Below are 15,047 nucleotides of genomic sequence, written 5' to 3' on the forward strand. Positions count from 1 at the left end.
TCTTGCAGATGGCCACAACGTCATTGATGTGGCCAAGCAAATAACGATTAGCTCTCAACGGGTAATAATACTGAAATATATCTTTGCGCCCAATTGGCCAATTCAACTCTATTACGCGAATTAGTTTTTTTAAATGCGCTATAAAGGTGAGTTTTAACAGTATGGTCGCTAATATTTAGTTTGTCCGCTATTTTATTATTACTCGCTCCTTGTGCAATTAAATGAATAACCGACTTTTCTCGTTTAGTTAAATGCTTATAGTCAGCTTCATTTAACGTGATATCTTCGCTTAAGGAGCTAAACGAAGAGGCCACACTTAGAATATCATTAAAGGCCTTAGAGATTACTTTACGAGTAAACCAAAGCTCACCAGTAGAAATTCTTACTAAGCCTTTAAATATATCTTCTGCTGCTGCCGATTTATAAAATACCCCATTAAAATGATTGAGTAATAAGTTTTTTTCACATACTTGCTCTAGTTCTACATTAAAAAGCACAACTTTATACTGTTTAGCCAAACAAATTAAATCTGCTGGGATCAAGTCCTGCCAATCATTTTGAGAGCCATCAATTAGAAAAATGTCATAAGCACCACGCTGATCAATATGTGGGATAGTACTGTCCATTTTTATATCACCAAAAATGGCTTGAAGTGTTCTTAAAATAACTGTGTAGTTTTGAGAATGGAAAGACGATTGAAGCGTTGTCTTAATAAAAGCCGAGCTTTTTTGCAACATATAACTCATCCTTGAAACATTAGATTTACAACAATCGCCACATTACCTAAATTAACTACAAAACACAATGCTCTTTTGGTATAAGCCAATGAGTTTAGTTACCCTATAAAAGTGTATAAAAGCGTGATGTAACACCGTTAGTCCAACCAAATCCTTGTTGTACTTGATATTCACCCCCGCTAGCTTTTTGTTGCGGTGTGCATACGTTATATTTTTCGAGCAAGCATTTATTTTCAATAAAATCTTGTTCTACCATTGTTAGCCAGTTTTTCATTATGCGTGTAGCTAATTGATCAATACCATAATTACGCAAGCCTTTTACCGCAAACCATTGTAATGGAGCCCAGCCATTCGGGCTATCCCATTGCTGTGGAGTATCAACAACCGTTGTTACAATACCATCTACTTTTAAAAACTGCTCGCTCAATACGTTTGCAACCAGTTCAGCTTGCTGTTGCGAGGCTAAATTAACAAAAAGCGGGGTACTTGCCGCTGCACTTAAAATAGCAGACGGCTTAGATAGCTTATGATTATAATCAACAAAAAAACGCTGCTCATTACTCCAAAGATATTGATTAATAAGTGACTTTCTTTTTACAGCATAGTCGCTGTACGTTTGTGATTGTTGCTCATTGCCAAGCAATTTAAAGCATTCACTAAGCTGATTTTCTAAATTGTACAGTAGGCAATTTAAATCTATAGATACAATATCTGTCGTTTGAATTGAGCTTAGTAAGTTTGACTCGGCTAACCAGCGCGAGCTAAAGTCCCACCCAGATTCGCACGCAGCACGAATATTAGGATAAAACTCAGATTTTTTATCATCACTAAATCCTGATGCAAGCGCTAAGTCTTCTTTTAATGACTCTGCGCGAGGAGCCGCCTCATCATCCCAATAGCGATTTAATACCCCACCACATGGCATTGTTACCACGCGTTTTACACTTGTTTGCGTATCACTGAGTGTATCTGCTCCTTGCATCCAAAATGCGTGCTCTTTTGTTAAAGCTTCAACACACAATTTAAGCCAAGCTAAATTATGTGTTTTACTGTGAGTGTGCTGCCATAAAAGATCAACCATCAGCGCTAAAATCGGCGGTTGTGAACGCGATAAATAATAACTGCGGTTACCATTTGGAATGCAACCGTAATCGTTAATTAAGTCTATGAAGTTTTGTAGCATGTCTTCTGCTACATCACTTTTATCTGCATCAATTAAACCCAGCGCAGTAAAGTAACTATCCCAATAATAAATTTCTTGAAAACGTCCACCAGGTACAATATAGCTGTGCTTTAAAGCGAGTAAAGAATTAGCTTTGGGTGTATCGGCTTCACGTCGAAGGCCGCTCCACAGTGAGTTTATGTAGCCTTTTACACTGGTGGTATTTGCAGCCCCTTTCATTGTTAATAAAGGCGTTGTTATAAAATGCGCATCAACAAAGTCTCTTAATTGAGTTTTATCAAGGGGTGCTATTTGCTCATACTGTTTACAGGCACTTTGCCAATCAACACGCGCTATTGCATCAGCAAACGTTTTACAGTCGCTAAATATGTGCTGCGACTGTACATCTTTAAATAATTGGCTATTAAAAAAACTCATAACTGTCCTAATCTATTAACTATTGACTGCGTGTTGCGAAATGGCATGGGTGCGTTTTTTAAAAATAATCACGCTAATAAAAATTAAACTAATGGGCACAAGTGAAAGATAAAAAGCATGCTGGCCACTAAAGTGCTCAAATACATACCCGGTTATCACCGACCCTGTGGTGCCACCAAGTGCTGAAAACACAACGATTAACCCTGTCATTGCAGCATGTTGATGCTTTTGAAGCGCACTGAGCATGACTGAGTTGAGTACCGGATAAATGGGCGCCATAAAAAAGCCAATTAATGGCAAAACAAACGCCGCCAGAGGCGCATCAAATAAACTATTCACCTCGCTTTTAGGTAAGTTTTCCGTTAGTGGTAAGGTAATAATGATCAACGCAGCCATAGCAACTAAACAACAGCTAAGTACTACAAACCAATGAATATGCTTTAATACTTGGCCCGCCACTAAGCGCCCTAAAGCAAGAGCTGCGGCAAAAATACTCGCTAGTTGAATACTAATGGCTACTGGTAATTGCAAAACTTGATTATTAAATGTAGGCAACCAAGTCCCTACTCCTTGCTCGATTAACACATACAAAAATGCACTAATAATAAAAATCAGCACTAACGGTTGATAGGTAAGTTTGAGCATAGCAATAAAGTCATTCCAACCAGAGTTGCTTTTTTGACCTTTAATAGCAGGTTTTATTGGTGCTATTACGACACTGATAATCACCAAAAGCGTAAGCGCTGCTAATACGTAATAAACATTCAACCAGGCATTGCTATCAACAGGGTCTATAAATGCGGTGAATACCCAATAGCCACTTAATACACCCACCATAAAAATGCCTTCTATGGTGTTTAGTAATGATGAGTGACTATTTGCATCCTCAGTCACTTGGCCAATAATTGAATAAACCGACACCTTAACGACCGCAAAACCACAACCCACAATGGCAAGTACGTGTAACACCAAGCTATGACTTTGAAGTAGACGGCATGTATGCCACTTTATATGGTACCTTGTCAGCAGTGGATGACCGCTTTGGTAATAACGAAAACACCGTGACACTTGATGGCTACGAAAAAGTAGACTTAGGTTTAATTATTGAACCAATGGAAGGCATTAAACTGCAATTAGCCATAGATAACCTAACCGACGAGCAAGGTATCACTGAAGGCGACCCGCGCAATGCCGACGCCCCCAATGGCCGTTACATTATGCCACGTACAACACGCTTAAGTGTTAGTTACGCATTTTAATACACTCCCTAAGTAATAAATTAAAGTCGCGGTGATTAATATACTGCGGCTTTTTTTATTATAGGTGTCAACCTATTAGCAAGCTCTCTATGCTCACTAACAGGTAAATGTATGCCCTCTTTATTGCAAGATTGTATCAGCGGGTAACAATCTAAAAATACACACGTGTGACGATCAGCGGCGGCTTTAAATTCAATAGATAATTGTTCAGCTTTTATACCTGCACCTGCGTAAATACTTTTATAACTTCCCACTTCATGAACCTTGGGCGGGCTTATAATGATAATCTTTGGTATTGTTTTACAATGATAAAAGGCTTTAATGGCTAAAATCAACTCCTCAAGCGCTTTGCTAATATCGATAGCAGACAGTGCAAAACGGGCTTTTAAATCATTGGTGCCAAGCGCAATAATAACAACATCAACAGTGTGCGCTTCCAGATACGGTTTTAAATACTTTACGCCTGATTTATCGCCGCTAAATGGCGGGTTATTCACTAAGGTACGATTAGGCTGCCCAGCTTCAATAACGAGGTGCCCTGTACCCAACAGCTCTGCTAATATGCCCGGCCAGCGTTCATGCGCAGGCAGCCGCTTTCCATCAACGGGTGATGTACCAAAGGTATTGGAGTCGCCAAAACAAAGAATATTCATGTTTAAAACGGATTCAACGTATAGTCTTGTTGCTGTAACTGCGCATGCGCAGTCATCGCAGAAAGCGCCATTTTCACCCCAGGTATAAGCTGATCTGCAGCTACCTTCATATGCATTGCCGACTGCCCGCATATATATACCTGCGTGTTATTCGCAAGCAGCTGTTTAATTAAAGATTCGGTTTTGTTATCTTCTTCAAACCGTGCTTTATAAACGCTGTTTTGAAGTACATCAACACTGGCTCCACCGTGTACCACTAGCGCCAGCTGAATACTTTCCGGCTTAACGCCATGAGCCACATGCATATTGATAAAGCGCGCTAACGAATTAATATGATTATTTTGCGCGCCTTTTTCAGCGCCTTTACCTACATCAAAAGCTATCTTAAACTGTGCTTGGCTTAAATCAGATTTATGCTCGGGCACATTATAAAAATAACCATAGTCTTTAATAACAGGCGCAGGCTCTGCAGCAAGAGTACTAAAGCTAGCCAAAAGTAAGCTTGAGCCAATAAGTAACGTTTTCATACATCATCCTTTTTACTTTTTGTTTAGCCTAACGCTATTTAACGTGATTAACTAGCCTGAACATGTGAATGCGCTTTAAAAGTCATTCCTAAATAATTAAAGGTATGTTTAAACATATCGATAAATGCATCTGGCGCAGAGGGAGATGCGGCATTAGACAACAGTGAAAACTGTTTTTGACGTAAAGTTCTAAGCTTCGGTTTTAACGCCTCATCATCCATGTAATCTGTGATCCTGTCCATAAATGCTTTCATTTGTGGCGTGGTGTTATACCAGTACACAGGCGATGCGAACACCCAATGTTCGTAGCGAAGTAACACTTCAAACAAATTGTAAAAATCATCATTGTGATACTGCTTATCGTAGCGATAAGGTGAAATAACATAATCATCTAAGCAAAAAACAATGCCGCTTTGTTGCTTACTATAGGCATTAACTTGCGCGGTAGTGTTGCCATTTTTACGACCACTTGAATATATGATTGCGATATGGTGTGCTGATTTTTCTTGCATTGGGTTAGCTCCTTTTCTTATGATGGAGCAAAGCTTAAAACCTCAAGATAAGTTCAGGTCAATAAGAAATAATTTAATTTTTAAAAGGAATTAAAGTGATGGCGGTACAAAAAAAGCTTACTGGAGCCAACTTAACGGTTGGGTTTGTCGCTAAACGCAGTGGCGTTAAGGTATCTACACTGCACTTTTACGAAACTAAAGGGCTAATACGCAGTTGGCGAAACAGTGGCAACCAACGACGCTTTAAACCAGATGTACTAAGGCGAGTCGCAGTTATAAAAGCGGCACAAGCGATGGGGATCACGCTAGAAGAAATTAAACAAACTCTGGCAACGTTACCAGAGCAGCGCACACCTACCCAAAAAGACTGGTCTGCACTTTCAAAACAATGGCAAGCACAGCTTGATGAGCGCATTGCTTATATGCAACGTCTACGTGAACGGGTTGATGGCTGTATTGGCTGTGGGTGTTTATCAATGAGTAAGTGCCCTATTTATAACAAAGACGACCACTTAGGTGAAACCCAAAGTGGTGCCATTTTGTTAGAGCGAGATTAGTTAAATTTTACATGCACCATATATCGTAAAGAAATGCTCTGGCGCTTCTTCTATAGGTATGTCGTATGTTTGTGGCTCTTCGGCAATATCACACTCTAAGTTAGCGAGTAAGTTTTTTAGGGTATCACTGCCCTCGTACATAGACACGGTTGTATACCAAAGAACAACGCCCTCAGGCGTACCATTTTCTAAATAAACATGTTGAACGAGTGATTCGTTATCAAACATATTTGACGGTTTACCTGTTTTTATGATTTTCGCTTTAAAGGTAAAAAAACCATTATCATCGGTTATTGCTTCATCTTTATATTCATCACCATAAGTGAGCGAGCGTACAACCTTAGTATTTGCAACAGGCTGCCCTTTATCTAATAATTGCCCTTTTACCGGAGCCGATAAAACAAAATCCTGCTTATTAAAAAAACCAAACATATCTGCACAAGCCTGTGTTGAAGTAATACTAAATAAAATCACTAGTAAAATAGCTTTGAAAGCTGATATCGAAGTCCTCTCCATGGTTTAAACCCTAAAATGCATGTTTTTACTACTTTTTGAGTATTTGAAAGCTACATTATTAATGTTTGAAACCTAAATAAAATAACCGTTTAGAAATCATTAACACAATTGAACCCATTAATATCCTTTAAGCGACTAAACCTATAATCAGGAAGTTTAATTAACTTTTGAAGTTACTCATTTCATTTTGTATTACTGAAAACCTAATACTTAAATACCTTAGCAAATAAACATCCAGAAATAACCTAGAAAACATATATTAACCACAATACATACCCATAGCACTGCAATAAAGACTCGCTTTTGTGACTTATGTCGTAAACTTTGCTGCGCAATAAGTGCACCGGGCCATCCTCCAAATAAAGCCAATAGATGTAAGTGTCGTTCAGGTATACGACTGACTTTTTTATGGTTTGATTGTACCGCTTTTAGCTTATCCCATGCGTAACATACAAATGTAATACAGCTGATCGATGAAACATATATGGGTAAGTACATTTCAACTTCATTATTTAAGTAAGCTAACCAAAATAAGGCTATAAACAAGCTGGAAAATATAATTAAGCTACTTTTTATCAAAAAATAATCGCCTATAATGAAGATAATTAAAAGAAACACCAAGGTTAAATTATGACATATTTAAAGGCTTCGATGCTGCTGTTTTCACTATGTATATTCAGTATTCAAGCAAATAATAAAACGGATTTACTAGAGCCTGAGCTTGCGGTATTCACTCCTTACTTAGGTACTTGGCAAGCTGATTTTCATATAGATAAAAACCCGCTTCCAACCCAAGATGTGACCAAATGGGAGCGCACCTTAAATGGTAAAGCCATTCGCACTACGCATTCTATAAATGAAGGTGAGTATGGGGGCGAATCAATGATTTTCTATGATCGCAAAAAACAGTCATTAGTATTTTATTATTTTACTACGGCTGGCTTTTATACCAAAGGAGTCATGAAAGTGTTGAGCCCAACACAATTTGTTGCTTATGAAGACGTCACTGGCAGCCAAGAGGGAATCACTAAAGTTAAATCAACTAGTGAATTCAAGGATGAGCAATTTGTTGTTTCCACCAGTTATTTAAAAAAAGGTGAATGGACTAAGCCGCAAATTCGCACCTACCATCGCAGCAATAAAGAAGTAAAGTTTAAATAAGTTTTACTTATTGCCTTGTAATACCTAAAAACGTATTAGTTCTTTAAAAAACAGTGTTCTAGCCATTAATAATTACGATTTTGAACTAGAACACTGATTTTAAGTTACGTTATAAATTTTCTAAACGCATTATCAACAGGCGTATCTGCAAGATGGTTGGTGTAATTACTCATCACCTTTTGCGCAAGACCCAACACAATTTCAAGAAGCTGTTGTTTTGTATACCCTGCTGCAAAAAACTTTTCCTGCTGTGACTGACTTAACACACCACGTTCTCGTGTCATTTCAAGCGTTGTCTCACGAAGTGTCTCAAGTTTAGGATCAGCAAGCGGGGTTTTATTGACTAATGCATCCACAATATTCTCATCAACCTTCATGGCAGCGGCTATACCACTGTGTGCTGGCACACAATAATGGCACTCGTGCTCAACATTAATTGATTGCCAAACAACCGTTAACTCTTGTGCATTAAACGATGTTTTTTGAAATAACTCATGCAGTACTTGATAACCCTTTAGCAATGTTGGTGCCTCAGCCATCACAGCATGAAGATTAGGCAACATTCCAAAAGCGGCGACAGAGTCTGCTAATAAAGGTTTTGCCTCTGCTGATGCATTTTCTTGCGTGTATAAGGTAAATTCAGCCATAGTTTGCTCCTATATAATAAATAGTATTAAGTCATGTTGAGAAACATATTATTTGATTTTGAGCGGTCGCTCAAGTTAAAATTGAACAGTCGCTCAAATTAATAGAAACTATTATGGCCAATAAAATTAAATTTGAACGTGAACATGTTGTTCGCGTGGCAAGTCAGCTGTTCTGGGAGAAAGGTTTTCATGCTACTTCTACCCGCGATTTACAGGAAGCTATAAATATGCGGCCAGGAAGTATTTACTCTGCATTTGGCTCTAAAGAGGGGTTATACAGCGAATCTTTAAAAGACTACACCGCACAGATGAAAAGCCAAATCGAGGGCTTTATAGCAAACTCTGATTCGATTTTAGGTGGTTTGCGGGCATTTGTTGAAAATGTAATTATTAAAACCAAGGACTGCAGTCCAAGTGCTATTTGTATGTTAGTAAAAGCAAATACCGAATTTGCTGAAAAAGACACGGCTTTAAGTGAGTTAAGCGCAGGATTACTAACTAAATTTGAATCTTATTTAACCACATTGTTTACCCGCGCTATTGAAAATGGTGAGCTAAGCGGTGATTTAACTGCAACTGCATACGCACAATTTTTCCAAGTGCAATTTACAGGATTACGAGGTTACTTTAATCGTCCTGCAGTCGAGCATTTGGCGATGCCGATGATCAACCAAATGTTTGTACTAATCAAAAAACTGTAATCCTATTGGGTGACTTGTCTTTGCGCTTAAATAAACTCTTTTTATATTCAGTTTGATTATTCAGCGTATAAAAAAGCGGCTAATCTGTATTAAATTAGCCGCTTGTTTAACTCTAAATAAAAAATTTACGTTTTCAACTTATTCAGCTCAGCGTCTTGCTGTGCAACCAACTTATTGAGTTCTTGGCTGCTATCGCCTGCCTGAGCAGATAAATCAGAGAGCTGAGATGCCGCATCAGAAATAATAGTTAAATTACGATTTATTTCTTCAGTGACCAAACTTTGCTCTTCAGCTGCGGTTGCAATATGGGTGATTTGGTTAGTTATTTCATCCACTTTTACAACAACACTGTGCAGTGTATCAAAGGCAGTAGAAGTTTCATCAACTGCATTTTCAGCACGTACAACGCCTTTTTCGATGACAGTTGAGGCATTTCCTACTTCTGATAACAAGCTATCAATTAGGCTGCTAATATCATCGGTGGATGAGCGAGCTTTAGACGCTAAAGCCCTAACTTCATCCGCAACAACTGCAAAACCTCGGCCATGTTCACCGGCACGTGCAGCCTCAATGGGGGCATTCAATGCCAGTAAATTTGTTTGCTCAGAAATAGTTCGGATCACATCCAAAATTTGCGTAATATCATTACTACGTGAGGCCACTTTTTCGACTGCTTGGTTGGCTTCTTTGATTTCCTCAGACATTGTTTTAACTTGGGTCATCGCAGAAGATAAACTCGACTCGCTGCTAACCACTAAGGTATTGATTTCATCAGCTTGTTGCGCAGATTGCTCAGAAGCTTTTGCCACTTCAAGTGCAGTCGCGCTCATTTCGTTCATTGCCGTCACAACACTTTCAATTTCTTTAAACTGTGCCTGAACATTATGCTTGGTTTCTACGGCAATATTTGAGGTAACTTCGCCTTGATGCTTGGTTTGATCCGAGACCGCTTTTAGCTCACTAATAAGTTCACGCAGTTTTGATAAAAACTTATTAAATCCTCCGGCCAAAGCTATAAGCTCAGCATGCGTATCAACATGTAGTGTTTGTGTTAAATCACCTTCAGAGCTGGCTAGGTTATCTACACGTTCTTGTATTTGTTTAAGTGGCGCCACAACACTGCCTACAACAAGTTTCATTACTATAAATGCCAATACCGCAATCACAGTTCCCGTGATCAAAATAATCACACCCAGCTCTTTTGCAGCCTCAGACATCCCAGCAGTTAATTGAATAGGTCCTTCAAAGGCAAGTTCAGCGGGTACTTCAATTAGCAGCATCCATTTCACATCAGCAAGCTTAATTTTAATCGGGTAAGACACGATTATTTCAGCGCCTTGTTTGTTCCTTTGGTACCTTTTAGTGCTTTGTAACTCTCATAACTTTTAGCGCTAACCGCTTCTTTTAAAGGGCGACCTAGTTTTTCTTTGTAGTGGCTCGTACCGACAATTAAACCTAAATGACTAAGTAACGTTACTTTTGCTTTACCATCGTAAAGCGCTTTTGAAATACAGGTAGTGTAATATCCGCGCCTGTTACCCCTACAAACTGGCCTGATTTAATAATAGGCACCACTAAAGAGGTCATCATTTCAGAATAACCCGGTGTTATTTCATAGAGGTAGGGTTCCATGATACAGGGTTTTAATTTGTCTTTTGCACACAAGTACCATTCGGCTTCACGTAAACCGAATTCATTAATTTTATCAACATATTTTTCTGAGGCATCTTCTACTACTTGTTGTTCAACAACGCCGTTCGAATTTCTCGTTAGATAAACCTCTAGTGTGCCAGCTCCAGCAACTGAGTGATCGTACCCTTGGGTAAAATCACTATCTTTGCCATCAAAGCCATTTTTTTCAAACTGTGAGTAAATACTAGAAATCACATGATTGCTTTCTAGTATTGAACGATTTAGTAGAACGACAGATTCTCTGTTTATGGATGTTTTATCGGCGTCCTCTAAGATACTGCCAAGAGAGTATGGGATCCGATAAGCTTCATTGATAAATGCCGCGATTTTCTCACCGTATGCGGCTGCATTTGCGGTTAAGCGACCATCTACTTCACTGACAATTAATGCTTCTGCCTCTGAAGAGGTTTGTGCATTACTTGATGATAATTTAGACCATAATATTCCTGAAAATAGTACAACCGTTAAAAGTATACTTCCGACACTTATCCACAATAACTTTTTTTGCTAACGCTATTTCCCCGTATTAAAATTACCTTACCTTACATATGTATTTTTTAGTTTAGACCAATTAAAAGAACATACTATAAAATATTTCAGAAATACCGTTTAGTGACTTATTTTAGTATTTAGTGTTCGGCTAACTTTGTTTAGTTAACCGCTGAGTGATTAAACAAACGAGCAAAAGTAAGCTAGCGCTTACCCACAAACAGGCCTGCAGCCCATATACTTTATACATAAAACCAGAAAGTACTGTCCCGACCAGTCTTCCTGCAGCGTTAGCCATGTAATAAAAACCTACATCCAAAGAAACACCATCACTTTTAGCAAGGCTGACAATCAAATAACTGTGTAATGATGAGTTAATAGCAAATGCAGCACCAAAAATAAATAGCCCAACAATTAGCGTAGTGTTTACAGCTATATTCAACTGCATCAAACAAGCTAATAACAAGGTGACACACGCCAATACTCCCCCCCAGTAATACGCTTTATTTATCGCATCATTACTGACAAGTGACTTACCCGTAATTTTTGGTGCTTGAGATTGCACTACCCCATAAGCAATCACCCATAGTGCCATAAAACCACTAACCCACCAGTGTGGCCAATTAAATTGCGAGGCTAAATAAACAGGCAGTGCAACAACAAACCATACATCACGAGCAGCAAATAAACAAAACCGAGCGGCACTGAGTAAATTAATTGCCCTAGACTTAGAAAATAACGCTTTAAATTTTGGTTTATTTTTAGCTTTGCCTATATCACCCTCTAAATACACTAAGCTAATGATCCAAGCGATAGTTAAAAGCATAATTAAAGCAACTAACGCTCCAACAAATCCTAGTAAAGTAAGTAATAGCCCCCCTAAAAAGAAGCCAACTCCTTTTAATGCATTTTTAGAGCCCGTTAATATAGCAATCCATTTGTATAATTGGCTTTGCTGATTGTCACCTTCGGGAACTAAATATTTAATCGCACTTTTAGCGCTCATTTTATTGAGATCTTTGGCAACCCCACTTAAGGCTTGCGCTAACATTACATAACTTACCGATAACCAATCGCTTGGTGCACACAACATTGCTAAGGCCACAACTTGCAGCCCTAATCCTATGTTCATGGTTTTATTTAAACCTAAATGCGCACCTAACCAACCGCCAATTAAGTTAGTAATAACCCCAAATAACTCATAAAACACAAACAGCATGGCAATCGCGAGCGCGCCATACCCTAACTGATGAAAATACAGCACCACCAGCATGCGAAGTGCGCCATCTGTTAGTGTAAAAGCCCAGTAATTACCCGTAATAATGCCATACTGTTTTAAAGCCGATGGTAAATTGGCGATTTGCGAAAACATCTTCAATACCCTGAACTAGTTTACTAAATCACTTTGTCCTACTTTGAGCATCAGCTCAGCAGTCCGGTTGGCATAACCCCATTCATTATCATACCAAGCATAGAGTTTAAGTTGAGTGTGGTTTATAACCATTGTCGAAAGCGCATCTATAATTGTGCTACGAGGGTCTGTTTTGTAATCAATAGATACCAATGGCTTTTCTTCATAGCCTAAAATGCCTTTTAGCTCGTTATTAGCCGCTTGCTTAAACCATCCATTCACTTCTTGTTCGGTTACACCACGCTCTAGTTCAAACACGCAATCAGTAATTGATGCATTCGTTAGGGGGACTCGAACTGCATGGCCGTTTAATTTTCCTTTTAGCTCAGGGAATATCTGCGTAATAGCCGTTGCACTGCCGGTAGTGGTAGGAATTAAACTTGTTCCGCATGACCGCGCGCGACGTAAATCTTTATGAGGTGCATCTATAATGGTTTGGGTGTTGGTAATGTCATGAATCGTTGTTATGGATCCATGCTTAATCCCTACTTTTTCTTGCAATACTTTTACCACAGGCGCTAAACAATTTGTTGTGCATGAAGCCGCGGTAACAATTTTATGTAACTGCGGATTATAAAGATGATCGTTCACCCCTATTACCACATTTAAAACACTTTCTTCTTTAACTGGGGCAGTAACAACCACACGCTTTACACCTTGCGCTAAATAAGCGTTAAGTAATTCTGTGGTTTTCATTTTACCGCTGGCTTCAATCACCACATCACATTGTGACCAGTCAGTCTCTGCAATCGATTTATTATTTGTTACTTTAACCGTATGCTTTGCTACAGAAAAACTATTATCATCGGCTTGCACCTCATATTTTAGGCGCCCGTGAACCGAGTCAAATTCTAATAAATGGGCATGTGTTTTCGCATCAGCAGCCACATCATTAACATGTACAAATTCAACCTCAGGCCAATCAATTGCCGCTCGTAAGGTTAAACGTCCGATTCGTCCAAAACCATTTATGCCTACTTTAATCGTCATTATAAAATTCCTTTAGTTAGTCACAGCATTTTAAAATTCGCTCAGGACGCTTGCCCATCACATTTAAACGCTTTAATTGATGCTCATAAAATGTAGGGGTGGCATGTAATGTTTTTGTAATTACATCTTTCGCCCAATCAGGTAGTGATTTATTTAAGCTATAGAACACCCATTGATTTTGCTTACGATCAGCAAGCAAACCGCATTGACGTAATACAGCTAAATGCCGTGAAATTTTAGGCTGGCTTACATCAAGTGCCGCCACTAATTCACATACACATAACTCATCTTCATGCGCAATAAGCAGTATTATCTTTAAGCGGGTGTCGTCAGCGATACATTTAAAAAAATGCAGAGGATTTAGTTGATTCATACAGTGTAGTCTTGTTTTGCATACAACAACAATATATGAAAAGAAAGACATATGGAATAGTGAATATGTGAAATTTCATATATTCAGGTAAAGTTATCTATTTTCCGCGTCAACTCAAGTTTGGCTTTTAGAGGTGTGCCCAATAAAAAACACGCAATGATCACTCATGGCGTGTTTTTATAAACAATATAAAGGGGTTAATTAAATAACCGACAGCTCTACTTCAATATTGCCGCGAGTTGCATTTGAATATGGACATACTTGATGTGCTTTCTCTACCAAGGCTTGTGCCGCTGCTTTGTCCATATCACCTAGTGATACAGCCAATTTTACAGCAATACCAAAACCGGCATCAATCGCACCAATAGACACTTCAGAGTTAATGTAAGTATCACTTGGTAACGCAATTTTTTCGCTACCCGCTACAAACTTAAGTGCACCAATAAAACAGGCAGCATAACCTGCTGCAAATAATTGCTCTGGATTAGTGCCTTGTCCATCGTCACCACCTAACCCTTTAGGTGTTGATAAGTTAACATTTAAACGACCATCATCCGATTTAGCAACGCCTTCACGTCCGCCTGTTGCCGTTGCTTTTGCTGTATAAGCTACATTTTGTAATACATTCATAGTGAACTCCTAAGATTAAAATTTTTAAGTTAATTACTTTGCATGCAAAATAATAGATCAACTAAATTCCGATTGCAAATACTTTGCATGCAAACTAAAATACTCTGTATTGAAATGAAGGATAAAGCGATGTCGTTTGAACAGTTAAAATTAAAAAATCAGTTATGCCATCGTTTATATATGGCGTCCAACAGCATAGCCCGTGCCTATCGAGAACCTCTAGCTGAGCTTAACCTTACCTATCCTCAGTATGTTGTTATGATGGCGCTGTGGGAACAAGATGAAGTAACCATCGCTGAGCTAATAGATAAAACCGCAATTGATGGTGGCGCGCTTACTCAAATATTAAAAAAAATGACCGACAAGTCATTACTTAGCGTTATAAAAGACGAACACGATAAGCGTAAGCGTTTGGTGCAACTGACTCACACGGGTCACTCTTTAAAACTTGAAGCTGCCGACATCCCAAAAAGGATTTTTTGCAAATTTGACAGTATCGACACAACCCAAGCACAACAATTAATGCAGTTACTCGACTTAGTGGTCAATGATCTAACTGACTAAAAACCCAGCTTTAGCCAGCTATAACTTA

Annotated in this window: 17 protein-coding genes and 2 pseudogenes; 5 read left to right on the plus strand and 14 right to left on the minus strand. The window is 38.7% G+C overall.

The features are described from left to right. Positions 1-47: 47 nt before the first annotated feature. The 3 genes from QMA00_RS04880 to QMA00_RS04890 all read right to left on the minus strand — a co-directional run bounded on the left by QMA00_RS04880 (position 48) and on the right by QMA00_RS04890 (position 3,309). Positions 48-737: a LuxR C-terminal-related transcriptional regulator gene (locus QMA00_RS04880; RefSeq protein ID WP_013462996.1), complete on the minus strand. Its 690-nt coding sequence runs from the start codon at positions 735-737 to the stop codon at positions 48-50. Between the two features lie 103 nt (positions 738-840). Then, a complete protein-coding gene (locus tag QMA00_RS04885; RefSeq protein ID WP_290156232.1) occupies positions 841-2,337 on the minus strand; it encodes a trehalase family glycosidase in 1,497 nt (498 codons plus the stop codon). 15 nt (positions 2,338-2,352) lie between these two features. Next, positions 2,353-3,309, minus strand: coding sequence for an MFS transporter (locus QMA00_RS04890; protein WP_356947884.1), 957 nt, complete (start codon positions 3,307-3,309; stop codon positions 2,353-2,355). On the opposite strand from QMA00_RS04890, the pseudogene QMA00_RS04895 reads away from it, so the two are divergent. Beyond that, a pseudogene (locus QMA00_RS04895) lies at positions 3,288-3,596 on the plus strand (TonB-dependent receptor); the annotation flags it as partial. The gene QMA00_RS04890 and the pseudogene QMA00_RS04895 overlap by 22 nt on opposite strands. Positions 3,597-3,631: 35 nt before the next feature. On the opposite strand, the gene QMA00_RS04900 reads toward QMA00_RS04895, so the two are convergent. Genes QMA00_RS04900 through QMA00_RS04910 form a run of 3 tightly spaced genes read right to left on the minus strand, consistent with a single transcriptional unit; the run spans position 3,632 to position 5,288 of the window. Then, positions 3,632-4,249, minus strand: a complete 618-nt coding sequence (locus tag QMA00_RS04900) for a GDSL-type esterase/lipase family protein (RefSeq protein ID WP_076921961.1) — start codon at positions 4,247-4,249, stop codon at positions 3,632-3,634. Positions 4,250-4,251: 2 nt separating this feature from the next. Continuing rightward, complete coding sequence (locus tag QMA00_RS04905) at positions 4,252-4,776, minus strand: DsrE family protein (protein ID WP_290156234.1); 525 nt, start codon at positions 4,774-4,776, stop codon at positions 4,252-4,254. A gap of 47 nt (positions 4,777-4,823) precedes the next feature. After that, entirely contained in the window at positions 4,824-5,288 is a 465-nt protein-coding gene (locus QMA00_RS04910) for an NAD(P)H-dependent oxidoreductase (RefSeq protein WP_138621740.1), read from the minus strand. A gap of 98 nt (positions 5,289-5,386) precedes the next feature. Between QMA00_RS04910 and soxR the strand changes: the two genes are divergently transcribed. Continuing rightward, the gene (gene soxR, locus QMA00_RS04915) at positions 5,387-5,845 is read left to right on the plus strand and encodes a redox-sensitive transcriptional activator SoxR (protein ID WP_290156254.1); all 459 of its coding nucleotides are present in this window, start codon (positions 5,387-5,389) and stop codon (positions 5,843-5,845) included. Here the strand turns inward: soxR and QMA00_RS04920 are convergent, their stop codons facing one another. Continuing rightward, positions 5,846-6,361 (minus strand): DUF6795 domain-containing protein, encoded by a 516-nt coding sequence (locus tag QMA00_RS04920; protein ID WP_290156238.1) that lies wholly within the window; start codon positions 6,359-6,361, stop codon positions 5,846-5,848. It lies immediately after the preceding gene. A 219-nt stretch (positions 6,362-6,580) separates the two neighbouring features. Further along, positions 6,581-6,940: a DUF1294 domain-containing protein gene (locus QMA00_RS04925; RefSeq protein WP_076921957.1), complete on the minus strand. Its 360-nt coding sequence runs from the start codon at positions 6,938-6,940 to the stop codon at positions 6,581-6,583. 51 nt (positions 6,941-6,991) lie between these two features. On the opposite strand from QMA00_RS04925, the gene QMA00_RS04930 reads away from it, so the two are divergent. Then, positions 6,992-7,522: a hypothetical protein gene (locus QMA00_RS04930; protein WP_013462954.1), complete on the plus strand. Its 531-nt coding sequence runs from the start codon at positions 6,992-6,994 to the stop codon at positions 7,520-7,522. A gap of 104 nt (positions 7,523-7,626) precedes the next feature. On the opposite strand, the gene QMA00_RS04935 is transcribed toward QMA00_RS04930, so the two are convergent. Beyond that, the gene (locus QMA00_RS04935; protein ID WP_076921956.1) at positions 7,627-8,169 is read right to left on the minus strand and encodes a carboxymuconolactone decarboxylase family protein; all 543 of its coding nucleotides are present in this window, start codon (positions 8,167-8,169) and stop codon (positions 7,627-7,629) included. 113 nt (positions 8,170-8,282) lie between these two features. Between QMA00_RS04935 and QMA00_RS04940 the strand changes: the two genes are divergently transcribed. Continuing rightward, positions 8,283-8,870: a TetR/AcrR family transcriptional regulator gene (locus tag QMA00_RS04940; protein WP_076921955.1), complete on the plus strand. Its 588-nt coding sequence runs from the start codon at positions 8,283-8,285 to the stop codon at positions 8,868-8,870. Positions 8,871-8,995: 125 nt separating this feature from the next. Here QMA00_RS04940 and QMA00_RS04945 read toward each other — a convergent pair. The 5 genes and pseudogenes from QMA00_RS04945 to QMA00_RS04965 form a co-directional block, all read right to left on the minus strand. After that, positions 8,996-11,057: pseudogene (locus QMA00_RS04945) on the minus strand (methyl-accepting chemotaxis protein). Positions 11,058-11,202: 145 nt separating this feature from the next. Continuing rightward, the gene (arsJ, locus tag QMA00_RS04950; protein ID WP_076921954.1) at positions 11,203-12,423 is read right to left on the minus strand and encodes an organoarsenical effux MFS transporter ArsJ; all 1,221 of its coding nucleotides are present in this window, start codon (positions 12,421-12,423) and stop codon (positions 11,203-11,205) included. A gap of 15 nt (positions 12,424-12,438) precedes the next feature. Beyond that, entirely contained in the window at positions 12,439-13,452 is a 1,014-nt protein-coding gene (locus QMA00_RS04955; protein ID WP_013462949.1) for an ArsJ-associated glyceraldehyde-3-phosphate dehydrogenase, read from the minus strand. Between the two features lie 16 nt (positions 13,453-13,468). After that, on the minus strand, positions 13,469-13,825 hold the full coding sequence (locus QMA00_RS04960; RefSeq protein WP_076921953.1) for a metalloregulator ArsR/SmtB family transcription factor: 357 nt from the start codon (positions 13,823-13,825) through the stop codon (positions 13,469-13,471). A gap of 201 nt (positions 13,826-14,026) precedes the next feature. Beyond that, a complete protein-coding gene (locus QMA00_RS04965; protein WP_013462947.1) occupies positions 14,027-14,455 on the minus strand; it encodes an organic hydroperoxide resistance protein in 429 nt (142 codons plus the stop codon). Between the two features lie 129 nt (positions 14,456-14,584). Here QMA00_RS04965 and QMA00_RS04970 point away from each other — a divergent pair, with 129 nt between their 5' ends. Continuing rightward, on the plus strand, positions 14,585-15,019 hold the full coding sequence (locus QMA00_RS04970) for a MarR family transcriptional regulator (RefSeq protein WP_076921952.1): 435 nt from the start codon (positions 14,585-14,587) through the stop codon (positions 15,017-15,019). The last annotated feature ends 28 nt before the right edge of the window (positions 15,020-15,047 follow it).

Origin of the sequence: Pseudoalteromonas sp. APC 3694 (assembly GCF_030407565.1) — a bacterium.
GTDB lineage: Bacteria > Pseudomonadota > Gammaproteobacteria > Enterobacterales > Alteromonadaceae > Pseudoalteromonas > Pseudoalteromonas tetraodonis.

What these genes read in the sequence shown, in the direction of transcription:
- QMA00_RS04885 (WP_290156232.1), bottom strand. Translation starts at nt 2,337, where the DNA reads ATGAGTTTTTTTAATAGCCAATTATTTAAAGATGTACAGTCGCAGCAC.
- QMA00_RS04965 (WP_013462947.1), bottom strand. Translation starts at nt 14,455, where the DNA reads ATGAATGTATTACAAAATGTAGCTTATACAGCAAAAGCAACGGCAACA.
- soxR (WP_290156254.1), top strand. Translation starts at nt 5,387, where the DNA reads ATGGCGGTACAAAAAAAGCTTACTGGAGCCAACTTAACGGTTGGGTTT.
- QMA00_RS04960 (WP_076921953.1), bottom strand. Translation starts at nt 13,825, where the DNA reads ATGAATCAACTAAATCCTCTGCATTTTTTTAAATGTATCGCTGACGAC.
- QMA00_RS04935 (WP_076921956.1), bottom strand. Translation starts at nt 8,169, where the DNA reads ATGGCTGAATTTACCTTATACACGCAAGAAAATGCATCAGCAGAGGCA.
- QMA00_RS04880 (WP_013462996.1), bottom strand. Translation starts at nt 737, where the DNA reads ATGTTGCAAAAAAGCTCGGCTTTTATTAAGACAACGCTTCAATCGTCT.
- QMA00_RS04970 (WP_076921952.1), top strand. Translation starts at nt 14,585, where the DNA reads ATGTCGTTTGAACAGTTAAAATTAAAAAATCAGTTATGCCATCGTTTA.
- QMA00_RS04920 (WP_290156238.1), bottom strand. Translation starts at nt 6,361, where the DNA reads ATGGAGAGGACTTCGATATCAGCTTTCAAAGCTATTTTACTAGTGATT.
- QMA00_RS04905 (WP_290156234.1), bottom strand. Translation starts at nt 4,776, where the DNA reads ATGAAAACGTTACTTATTGGCTCAAGCTTACTTTTGGCTAGCTTTAGT.
- QMA00_RS04940 (WP_076921955.1), top strand. Translation starts at nt 8,283, where the DNA reads ATGGCCAATAAAATTAAATTTGAACGTGAACATGTTGTTCGCGTGGCA.
- QMA00_RS04955 (WP_013462949.1), bottom strand. Translation starts at nt 13,452, where the DNA reads ATGACGATTAAAGTAGGCATAAATGGTTTTGGACGAATCGGACGTTTA.
- QMA00_RS04910 (WP_138621740.1), bottom strand. Translation starts at nt 5,288, where the DNA reads ATGCAAGAAAAATCAGCACACCATATCGCAATCATATATTCAAGTGGT.
- QMA00_RS04930 (WP_013462954.1), top strand. Translation starts at nt 6,992, where the DNA reads ATGACATATTTAAAGGCTTCGATGCTGCTGTTTTCACTATGTATATTC.
- QMA00_RS04900 (WP_076921961.1), bottom strand. Translation starts at nt 4,249, where the DNA reads ATGAATATTCTTTGTTTTGGCGACTCCAATACCTTTGGTACATCACCC.
- arsJ (WP_076921954.1), bottom strand. Translation starts at nt 12,423, where the DNA reads ATGTTTTCGCAAATCGCCAATTTACCATCGGCTTTAAAACAGTATGGC.